This is a genomic window from Paenibacillus solanacearum (assembly GCF_910593845.1).
GTDB classification, from domain to species: Bacteria; Bacillota; Bacilli; order Paenibacillales; family NBRC-103111; genus Paenibacillus_G; species Paenibacillus_G solanacearum.
The window spans coordinates 82109-93008 of sequence record NZ_CAJVAS010000025.1 but is presented as its reverse complement, the minus strand read 5'-3'; the positions used below and the strand labels follow the sequence as shown (position 1 = coordinate 93008).

Here is a 10900-nt window from a genome sequence, read left to right as displayed (position 1 = left end):
CTTTAATACGGTCTTTAATACGGTCTTTAATACGGTCTTTAATACGGTCTTTAATACGGTCTTTAAATCATTATTAAAAAGGGTCTTATTAATTTATAGGTCTGTCAATAAAACAAGCTCATCCTATAATTCGACAGATTACCATTCATTTCTTGCCAATTATCGGATAAGCTCATTGCGAAGCAGACTCGATTATTATATAAAAGCTCTGCGTTGGTTTCGTCTAACGTCTTTTTCACGAACTTCACAAACACCCCACTCACGAATAGGTATTCGCGACGTTCGCGTAATATCCTTTTTGTGGACTATTACCCGAATATCCCCTCCAGATTCACTACACTTAATATCAACCACACATAAAAATGTGCCAATGCACAAGGGAACCTCCCACAGGCAGACGACGGCCTCGCTGCATAACCATGAGGAGGGGGGTGAATGACGTTGGCATTGGGCAATCGCATCACAAACGGCGGGTTTGAAACCGCCTTATGGGCGCCGTGGAATGGCGTGAACGCGTCCGTTTCAAGTCGGTACAGCCATGCAGGCACCTACGCAGCCCAATTGGACGGGGGTGACGGGAACGCCTACGTTCAGCAGACGGTTCCTGCCGCTCCCGGGGAAACGTTCGAGCAGCGGCTGTCGCTGGCCAAGGATGGAACGGCGACGAGCGCGCCTGTTGTCATTTCGGTGCTGTTTTACACGGCCGACCACATATATCTCCAGCCGGGGCTGATTGTATACGTTCCCGGTGCGGACATCCCACCGGCTCTCCCGCGAGGCTGGTATGACTTCAGAGGATCGACAGAGCCCGCCCCGGCAGCGACGGCTTGGGCGCTGGTGATCGTGAACAAACTACCCCAACCCGGAAGTCCGGATCTGTGGGTGGATGAAGTGCAATTGCTGCCCACCTCCATCCACTTCCCTTTCGGGTCATCGTCGACGGACGGGCAACTGAACAGCTCCGGTATCCGGGTGAAAGCCACACCGCAGACTGCAGAACAACCGGCAACGCCGCGAGGACGGTTCGCGAGTGGAGGAGCTTCGCTTCCTTCAATACAAAACACGCCGTTCGCGTATGTGACGAGCTCCTATGATAATCTCGTTTCGGTGTTCAGCACGGCAACAAGCGCGATGGTCAGAAAAATACCGGTAGGATGCGCTCCCAGCGGCCTTGCCCTCATCCCTAGGCTGCACAAAGTGTATGTCGCCAACTTGCTGGACAATACCGTATCCGTCATCGATACGACACGCCATCACATCGTCCGTACCATTCAGGTCGGCTGGGAGCCCGCTTATTTGGCCGCTGCCCCGGACGGTTCTCGGGTATACGTGTCTAATGCATCCGACGATACGGTTTCAGTGATCGACACCGCTGCGGATGTCGTCATCGATCCCCCGATCCCCGTAGGCAGTACGCCACACGGAATTATTGTTTCGCCGGACAGCCGCCGCATATATGTTGCAAGCGCGACCGCGGGCATCATTACCGTCATCGATGCGGCGGCGAAGCAGGCCGTTGCTGCCGTGACGGATGTCGGCAACGCCAAAAAAATCGCGCTGTCCCCGGATGGGACTCGCCTGTATGTTGCCGGCGACGGAGGGCGCGACGGCATCACCATCATCGAAACGGCCGGTCATACAATAACCGGCACAATGCCAATCGGGGCAGGGGCGGAAGCACTGCTGCTGTCACCGGACGGCACGCTCTGCTACGCAGCCATTGCAAGCGAAAATGCCGTTGGCGTTATCGACATCGCGACGCAAACGACACGCCATAAAATCGGCGTTGGCGTCGCTCCCGGCGAGATGGCCGGTTCACCGGATGGAAGCCGCATCTATGTCACGAATTTCAGCGGCGATTCGGTCAGCGTCATTGATACGAGCGAGAATAAAGTGACGGCTACGATTCCAGTCGGCAGTTCGCCTTCGGCCATCGCAATCCACGCTTGAGCAGCTCCGGCAGTACAAGCATAAGCATAAGCACCCATTCCAGCAACCATCGGGGCACTACTGGCCCGTATCGACAATATAGCAAGAGAAAAAAAGGCGATCCCCGCCTTGCTTCGAATCCCGAAGCATGCGGTATCGCCTTTTCCTATTCTGCTGACTCCAAACGCACGAAACGACCAGATCCACTGCATGTCTTCACCCCTCCGCCACAGCAGGCGACAGCGATCAGAGGTCAGCCGTCAGCTATCAGCGATCGTTTCCCCCTCGCTTCCGTCTGCGGAAGCCGAGCAGCGATAATCCCAGAAGGACGGCCAGCCCCAGCACAGCTGCAGCGCCGTACCCCCAGCCCGGGATCCGCGACAGAAACGCAGGCTCGCCGTAATCGATAACAAGCTCGCCGCCGCCCGTTACCGCCAGGTGAACGAAGCCTTTGCCGTTCACAGCCTCTACCCGGCTTCCGTTGAATGTGGCGCTTACCGCTTTACGGCCGGCCGGACCGGCAAGTTCCAGCTCCAGCGGTCCGTCGCCGGAATCGCCGGAGACGTAGCCTTTGTATTGCGAAGCGCGGCTCGTATCGACGGTCATCGTAACCGGCCGGGACGAGGCGAACAACCGCTTGCCGTCGTAATCGGCCGTCGTCGCTTGTTTCACGGCCCATTGCTTCAGCCCGCCGCCATCCCCATCCCGGACATAGCCGAATTCTCCGGCCAGCGACAGCTTCCCAAGCGATACGCTGCCTGTACCCTGCTGAAGGACATACGTGTCAAGCATCCCGTCTTTCAATACCGTACCGCCGACTCTGGCGGAATCGCTCAGCTCGGTCACCACCGGCAGCGCTTCATCCGGCGACAGCGGGATTAAGACTTGCATGTAATTCGCCGCAGCGGCGTTGACGGTTGCTTTGACATAACCGAAAGGCGCGGCGTCGCCTTTAATATAGGTCACGTCGCCTTTGGCATCGGTCAAACCGGCTTTATCGGAAAAAATCCACGCCGCGAACTTCGCCTCTGCACCGTATTTGTCCTTCTTGTACGTCCAGAGCCGGTGATTACCGCTTCCGCTCATCGTGCCCCGGCCGCCATGCAAGTACAGATCGAACGTATGCGGCTTGCCGTCTTTCGCTTTCAACTGATCGGTGACGACAAAATATTGTTGTCCCGGAAACGCCACCGCACGTGAAATAGATCCGGTGCTTTCTTCATCCGGCGGGAACAGCAGCGGATTTTCGCTGGCCTTGGGATCATTCGTTTGCCGAAGGAAGCGCGCTTCTTTTTGCTGAAAATCGAAAAAATCGGTATCGATGCCGTAGCGCGAAACCGGCGTCGCATTCATCGCCATATCCACCGGCCAGCTGCCGTCGAGCGTCACTGTATTTTGCGCGGCGGCGGTGCGGTACCACGAACGCCTAATCGCGTCGCCGTACCCGGATTTGGAATAGCCCGGCGCCGAAGCCATCAGCTGATTTTCCGCGTGGATGGTAAAGCTCAGCGTATCGAAATGGTTATGGTTATCCGTCTCCGCTACGCCGTGGAAGGCGAGATACCTCGAGCTCGGATCGTTCGCGTTCCAGTGGTTGCGGAAAAACGACTGCCCGCCCTCGTTCAGGAACGTCGTGGCTGTGCCTGTCGGAGGCAGCGGCTTGACCTCCGGCGCATAGGTCAAATATTTGTCCAAGTCGATCGAATCGTCCTCGGACGCTCCGGTATTGTTGCCGAATTCCCCGCCTTGCGGCGATTTGTCCGCGTTTGCGTAACGCCACTGGAACAGATTCCCCCACCGCGCCTCCGGGTTCGCTTCGCTGACATCACGCTCCCCCATATACCGTCCGGCGACCATCACGAGCATATTATGCCGCAGGAACGTATCCTCGAACGTCGGCAGCCAGCCCTTGTTGTTGGCGGAATAAAACTCCCATAGAAATGCCGGTTTATATGCAGAGAACAGATCGACGCCGGAAACGTTGGCGTAATGGTAAAGAAACGGCACCATATTGATATGAGAATATATGTAATAGAAAGCGCCTTCGCGATAAATGCCGTCCGAGCTGAAAAAATAGTTGGTGTTCGCGTTAACCGCCTGCAGCGCCTTGCGCAGCCACGCTCCCGCTTCCGGCTCACCGGATAGCGTCAGCGCCAGCGTCCCGAGTCCCCATGCCGGCTTGGACAAATGATTATGCGGCCGCGGCGACCATTTCTCCAGATTGGCAAACAGCGCCTCCGCTTCGTTCTTCAATCTTGCGCGGATGGCTGTATCCGTCTCAGTACCCGCGATCGAGGGCTGGATCCAATCATATGCCGCTGCGAAATGCTGCGCCCAGCTGCCGCGATACGTCTCATCCACTTCGCTCCCGTCCTCCGTCGGATCGCAAGCGTAGATCGGTCCGTCATAAGCCTGCTGCAAAGCAGCTACGGCCCGCTCGCGATGCGGCTCCGAGCCCGTCATGACGTACAGGAACGCGCTGTACTTGGCAATCCGCGCCACCGTTCCATAATAATTATGAAGACCGGGGTCCTTGCAGGACCCCGGAGCGGCAGGAAGATTCATCGTGGTATAAGGACTTATCGCAATATGATCCCACAGCGACTTGGCATAGGCGTCGGCGCTGCGTTTATCGTACATCGTCTTGACTTGCGCTTGGTCGAACCACAGCTTCGGATGCGCTTCCGTCTTCGGAAGCACCGGCTCGGCCGGAACGGTAATGCCGCTGTAGCTCGTATAATCCGGACGTTTGACCGGTTCGGCCGAATGAACATGCGCCGGTGTCGAAACGGTCGAGAGAAGTGCAATCATACATAGTGTGGCAACGGCCGTTTTCAATACGTTCACCGCATGATCTCCTACCCTTTGCGAACAAAATTTATCTCATGAAGGCGCCGCCGTTAATTTCGATCGTTTCGCCCGTAATGAACGAGCTGTGCGAGGAGACGAGGAACGCCGCGATACCCGTAATGTCTTGCGGTACGCCGCCGCGTCCGAGCGGAATGCCGGCGATTGTCGCTTTGCGGGCTTCGGCCGACGTGAACGTCGAATGGAATTTTGTCTCTTCGATGAAGCCGGGAGACAGGCAGTTCGCGCGGATGCCGTACGCTGCCAGCTCCTTGGCCATGCTTTTGGTCAATGTGAGGATGGCGCCTTTCGATGCCGCATAAATGCTGGAGCCGGGACCGCCGCCGTTATGCGCCGCAAGCGAGCTCAGGTTGAGGATCGCGCCGCCGCCCTTCGCTTTCATGCCTGGAATGACCGCTTTTGTGACGAACACAGCCGAAGTCAGGTTCACGTCAAGGATGCTGCGGTACAGATCCATCGTCATCTCTTCAATCGTACGGCGTTCGATCAGATTGCCGGCGTTGTTGACCAGAATGTCGATACCACTGCCGAACGCTTGCTCCGACTGCTTGACGAGCGACTCGATTTGTTCGAGATCGGTAACGTCCGCTTGAATGACAGCCGCTTCGCCGCCCGCTTGCCGGATCGCCCCAGCGGTTTCTTCCGCACCGTCGCGATTGCTCAAGTAATGCACGATCACCTTCGCGCCGCAAGCGGCGAGCTCGATGGCGATCGCTCTCCCAATACCGCCGCTAGATCCTGTCACTAAAGCAACTTGATTCGTCAAATCGATTTTCATCGTTTATCTTCCCCTATCATTATGATGTAGTATGATGTAATCATTCCTTACGTAAGCGCCGTATGCAGCGGATGTCCCGGCATAAACACAAGCGGCCCCAGCACTTCCTCGCGCTCCTTCAGCCATTTGCCGTCTCCCCGCCGCTTGATGTTCACGCGGTTGCACTCGGACATATCAAGCCGTAGCGAAGCGAGCTGCATGGACAAATGCTCATCCGGGATTTCCCCGTCGATCTGCGGCCACCGCCACAAGTACGGATTATTCAGAAACGGAATGACGAATTGGATCGCGCTCCTGAGGCTTTGGCCCTCCGCCGTGGCGTAGTTCCACAAATCGACGCCCTGATGATGAGCGATTTCGCATAATAAGGCCGATGCATCGAGGTGAAACATCGTATAATGGAACGAACGCGTACGTTCCAGCTCCCTTGGCAGGCTTCCGTCGGCAGCTACCTGCCCCGGCAGGATCACCTGCTTGAAATGATCGAACGCCAGCTTCAGCTTCGCCTCGTCCCCGACAAAAGCGGCATACGCAGCAACATGCGTCGTCCACCACATTGCATGATTATTGCCGGAGCGGCTTTCCTTCACCCCGATATCGCTCGTCGTGAGCCAGGTCAGAAGCTGCGACAGCCATTCGCGCATTCCGTGCAATTCCGCCTGCCATCCGCCCTGCTCTTCCAGAAACCCGAGCGCATGGACGATCCGGTCCAGCTGCCGCAGTACGATAACGCCCGCCGCGCGGCCCGTACATATCCCGTGAATCGCTTCGCCGTACTCGATATGCGGATTCATCCGAGTGTCCGGATCGAGAAACCATACCCGCAGCAGCTCCGCCGCGCGCGCCATATAGCGCGGTTCCTGCAAATAGTAGCCGGCATAGCACAGCGTCTGCAGCGCGTTCGCCAGCTCGTCGAACGCGTGCCGATGGCCCATGAACCGGTCATGCCGCGTGACGCCGTCTTTCCGAATGTATGGACCTTGCGGGTTTTCCGGATTCGGCCACCAGTACGGCGCCTCACTGTAGTAGTCGTGCGGATTGCCGCTCGGTGCGATGCTGTCGAAAAACGTCACGCTCCATGGACCTTTGCCCATCGCTTCATCCGCTTGTTCCGCCAGATCGCGCCGGATGCCGCGCCATGCGCCTTCCGCCCGATTCATCCGGAGCAGCATGTCGCTCACGAATGGCTTATCTACGAAAACGAACCCCATATAAGCCCTCCCATCGCTGCAAAATATTCGATTTTACAACAAATCCTTGCTATACTTGAATTGTTCATTATAAAATTAACATATTAAACGTACTTTTTCAAACTTTTTCGTACCTTTACGGAAATCGGGCATAAAACATAGATCAAGTGGGTGAATCATGTTACCGGAAATCAGGCACGCCAAAATTATCGAAGCGTTGAATGAGACAGGTTCGGTCAAAGTATCCGATATCAGCAAATCGTTCCAGGTCACAGAGAAAACGATACGCGAGGATCTGGAGAAACTGGAGCAGCGCGGCATCCTCAAGCGCGTGCACGGCGGCGCCGTCCTCGTCGAGCATGACGACTCGATGCTGCCGATTCTGAAGCGGCGCGTCCGCCAGCGGCCGGAAAAGGAACAAATCGCCATGGAAGCGGCGCGTCTCATTGAGGACGGGCAAATCGTGCTGCTGGACGCCGGCTCCACGACATTGGAACTTGCTTCATTGATTAAGGACCGCGAGCTGACCGTCGTGACGAACGATACGAAAATCGCCGACATGCTCGCTGCCAGCCATCAGATCGAGCTGTGTGTCCTCGGCGGCTACCGCCGTAAAGGCACCTATACGATCATCGGGCCGAGTGCCATCCAGATGATGGACGAGCTTAATGTGGACATCGCCTTTCTCGGCTGTACCGGCATCGACCTGCAGCGCGGCTTATCGATCTTCCACCGCGAGGAAGCCGAGCTGAAGAAGCGGATGATGAAAGCCTCCAGAAAAGTGGTGCTGCTCGCCGACCACTCCAAGTTCGACCGCACCGCGCTCGTATCGTTCGCCGCGCTGGAGGAAATCCATATGCTCATTACCGACGCCGATACGAGCAGCGCGATGGCGGAGCAAATCGAACAGCGGGGCATCCAAGTCGTGCGGGCCGAGCGATGACGCCGTACGGACGAAACGTTCGCTCGCTGCGCGCCTTGCTCATCCGGCTCAGCCGGGGTACCTGCAGCCGACTGCGAACAAGAAGAGGGTGATCCGTGTACCGGGACACCCTCTTCCTTTTGTCGCTGCCGATTATTTGGAGCTGTTCTTCTTCTCCGCGGCCGCCTTGTCGAACTTCTCGGAAGCTTCCCGCAGCGCGGAGTTGACGTCCAGCTTGTCGATAACGACGCGGTTGAACGCTTCCTCCATCGTCGTTTTCAGCACGTTCGGGTCCGCTCCGGGCAAGTTCGCCTCACGTCTTGGCATAGCTGGAGCAGGCGCGTAGTAATACACCGCCTTCGTATGCTTTCCTTTGAGCGCCGGCACGTTCTGGCCGAGCACTTCGAGGTTGACGCTGCCCAGCTTCAACGATGGCAGCGTGGCATCCGACTTGGCGGCTTCCAACTGCAATTCGTCGGAGAGCAAGTACTTGATGATCTGGAACGAAATGTCTTTGTGCTGGTTCGTTTTCGTAATGAACCAATAGTTGGAAGCGGCTTGGCTGCCGACCTTCGGGCCGTCTGCGAATATCGGAATGGACGCCATATCCCAATCGAGGTTCGGCGGGAACGCAGGGAATTTATTGAACTGATTGATCTGCATCGCGACGTTGCCTTTTTCGAACGCTTGAGACTCCGTGTTTTGCGAACGGTTCTTCGTATCGCGGTTGTTGCCCGTAATTTCATAAAATCTCGATAAATTCGTGAACAGCCGCTTCCACTTCTCGTTATCGGCCATTTTATCCGCTTTCGGATCGAGGTACGGCAGCGACAGCTGGTTATCCCGCAGCACGGCGCTGATGAACGAGCTGAAGCCGCGATACGTTTCATCGCCGTTCACTCTTGTCACTTTTTTCGCCAGCTCGTACGTTTCGTCCCATGTCATGCCGTCTTTCGGATACGGCACGCCGAACCGGTCAAACAGCGCTTTGTTATAATACAACAGCTGCGCCCCGCCCCATGGCATAGGCAGTCCGTAAAGCGTTCCGGGAGCGCTTACATTTCTAAGGTTGTCGAGCAGCGCAGGTTCGAATCGGTTCAAATCGTAATTATATTTTTTGATCAGTTCGGTCATATCGTAAGCCAAGCCGGTCTCAACCAGAAACTGGTCGATCTGCGACGTATTGCCGTACATAATGTCCGGATACGTACCGGCCGCTACCAGCTCGCGAATATCGAGGTCTTTCTCGCGCGGTAAAAACTTGACGGTGACATTGGGAAATTTCGCACGAATCCGGTCCCCGTACCGTTCGTTGAACTTTTCCATATTGTCGTCGAATTGCGACTTGAAGACGAGCGTGACCGGTTCTTTGAGCAAATCCGCCTCGGACGGCACGTTCGATTTGGCGGGCGGCGCCGCCTCCTTGCTGCACGCGGCCAGCGTAGAGCCGAGCATCGACAGCACAACCAATGACCCAACCATCTGTTTAGCCTTCATCTGAACCCCTCCATCTTTCTAAGTAATGAACCTCAGGTGAGTACACCTGCAGTGTGCGGCCTGGTCGCTTTCTGAGCCTGAACTCACTCAGCCGACTGTTCGCCCCTGCGTTGCGGCTTTAGCCAATGCTGTGCCGACCGCCCATGTGTACGCTTACAAGCGGATGAACGTTTCATGTACACGCTTCCATTCGCATGTGTGCGAACCGACAGACAGCGCCGTTCTCACCATCCTTACTTTACCATATAAAACGCACATTTTCAAACATATTCAGAAAATAAAGGGAGAGTGCTCGTCCGCAAATTTCGCAGAAAAAAGGCCGCATCGCTGCGGCCCCCTTCTCCCCCTGACCTGTACGTTAACCTTTCTCCATTCCACATGCCGGCTGCTTGCTGTCAGCCTGCCCTCTGCCGCACGCTCAGTGCTTTACTCTTCCGGCTGTCCGGACGCGCGGCGCAGTGCATTGGCCAGCCGGTGCGCCTCATCCTGCCCGATCCCCGCGTTATACAGCCCCTTCAAAATCTCGATCAGCTGGTTTGCGTCTTCTACCGCTAAAGGCTCCGCCATCAGATTCCACCATCCTTCATTTCCGTATGATTCGTCCAGATCGATCGTAATGCCGTTGGCCTGGACGTTGTTCCGGTACTGATACAGGTGAGCGGCGCCGGACAGCTTGCCGCTGCTCCATGCGTACGTTTGCCAAAATCGCGAACACGCGCCGCTGGCGCTGACCGCTTCGACGACGGCATAAGAGCCGTATACTCCCGTGTTAAAATCGGGGGTCGCTTCGCTCGCCGCCCGAATATAGTCGATGACTGTCTGCATTTGGTTCGAGGTCGCGTCAAAATCGACGGCAAAATATATCGTGCTGCCCGGCGGCTGGCCGATGCTGTAAGCGGTTTGAGCAGCTGTCGCGCCGTCGGCCAGGCCCGCCGACCGTCCGCCAAGCGGACGATTCGCCGTCGTTTCGAAGACGGATACGATGTTGAGGCCCGCTTCGCTAATGACTGCCGCCTCCTCAGCGGTAAGCCGCTTCCACCCCGACGGCACGAGGTATCGGCAGACGAAGGAGTAACCGTCGGCAGCGAACAGCGCAGCCGTTTCTGCCGTCAAAGGGGTTGAACAGTCGAATCCTTTAGCCATTTTTCGACACCTCCCCTATATTTTATGCACATAGGACAATGAGTGCATCACATACATTGACCTAATAAGGAGAGGATGTATATGAAATTTACCGTACAGTATATACCTCTGCACCAGATCAAAGCCGATTCGCCCATTCCGCTGACCGCGCATATCAAAAATATACGGAAGCGGATGTGGGACTGCATGCACATGCTCGCCGTCCGAAAAAACCGCAAAGGCAGCTATATCGTCATCAGCGGACACGACCGATACGAATATTTGACGAAACATACGAATCGAAAGCACGCGCCCTGCCTGGTCGATACGCACAAAGAGACCGCCGCTTCGAAGCTTCCGTTTCTGCCGGGCGCCGCAAGCCGTCTGCTGCAGCTGGTACCGGCTGATGCCGTCCGCGAGCTGGAGCCGGCAAGCTGGAATATTGTCCGCATGTTCATCCGGCAGGAGCCGCGCTTTTCCCAACTGTCGCGCACAAAGCAAATCAAACTGCTCTTCATGGCGCTCCGCTACAAGAAAACAGTCGTCGCCGCGATGAAGGCGCAGGTCGACAACATGCTGTCATCGTGACCTGCA

General features: G+C 56.3%; 8 protein-coding genes. 3 read left to right on the top strand and 5 right to left on the bottom strand.

Going from position 1 to position 10900, the window contains the following annotated elements:
* Positions 1–435 precede the first annotated feature (435 nt).
* Positions 436–1950 (top strand): NTTRR-F1 domain, encoded by a 1515-nt coding sequence (locus KXG62_RS22625; protein ID WP_218094278.1) that lies wholly within the window; start codon positions 436–438, stop codon positions 1948–1950.
* 246 nt (positions 1951–2196) lie between these two features.
* On the opposite strand, the gene KXG62_RS22620 is transcribed toward KXG62_RS22625, so the two are convergent.
* From KXG62_RS22620 to KXG62_RS22610, 3 genes are read right to left on the bottom strand one after another with little or no spacing between them, the layout of a single operon-like run.
* On the bottom strand, positions 2197–4776 hold the full coding sequence (locus KXG62_RS22620) for a heparinase II/III domain-containing protein (protein WP_218094277.1): 2580 nt from the start codon (positions 4774–4776) through the stop codon (positions 2197–2199).
* Between the two features lie 31 nt (positions 4777–4807).
* Positions 4808–5575 (bottom strand): SDR family NAD(P)-dependent oxidoreductase, encoded by a 768-nt coding sequence (locus tag KXG62_RS22615; RefSeq protein ID WP_218094276.1) that lies wholly within the window; start codon positions 5573–5575, stop codon positions 4808–4810.
* Between the two features lie 47 nt (positions 5576–5622).
* Entirely contained in the window at positions 5623–6786 is a 1164-nt protein-coding gene (locus KXG62_RS22610) for an alginate lyase family protein (protein WP_218094275.1), read from the bottom strand.
* A 157-nt stretch (positions 6787–6943) separates the two neighbouring features.
* Between KXG62_RS22610 and KXG62_RS22605 the strand changes: the two genes are divergently transcribed.
* On the top strand, positions 6944–7708 hold the full coding sequence (locus KXG62_RS22605; protein ID WP_218094274.1) for a DeoR/GlpR family DNA-binding transcription regulator: 765 nt from the start codon (positions 6944–6946) through the stop codon (positions 7706–7708).
* 132 nt (positions 7709–7840) lie between these two features.
* Here the strand turns inward: KXG62_RS22605 and KXG62_RS22600 are convergent, their stop codons facing one another.
* On the bottom strand, positions 7841–9184 hold the full coding sequence (locus KXG62_RS22600; protein ID WP_218094273.1) for an ABC transporter substrate-binding protein: 1344 nt from the start codon (positions 9182–9184) through the stop codon (positions 7841–7843).
* A 426-nt stretch (positions 9185–9610) separates the two neighbouring features.
* Positions 9611–10327: a DUF1906 domain-containing protein gene (locus KXG62_RS22595; RefSeq protein ID WP_218094272.1), complete on the bottom strand. Its 717-nt coding sequence runs from the start codon at positions 10325–10327 to the stop codon at positions 9611–9613.
* A gap of 81 nt (positions 10328–10408) precedes the next feature.
* On the opposite strand from KXG62_RS22595, the gene KXG62_RS22590 reads away from it, so the two are divergent.
* Positions 10409–10894: a hypothetical protein gene (locus KXG62_RS22590; protein WP_218094271.1), complete on the top strand. Its 486-nt coding sequence runs from the start codon at positions 10409–10411 to the stop codon at positions 10892–10894.
* Positions 10895–10900: the final 6 nt, after the last annotated feature.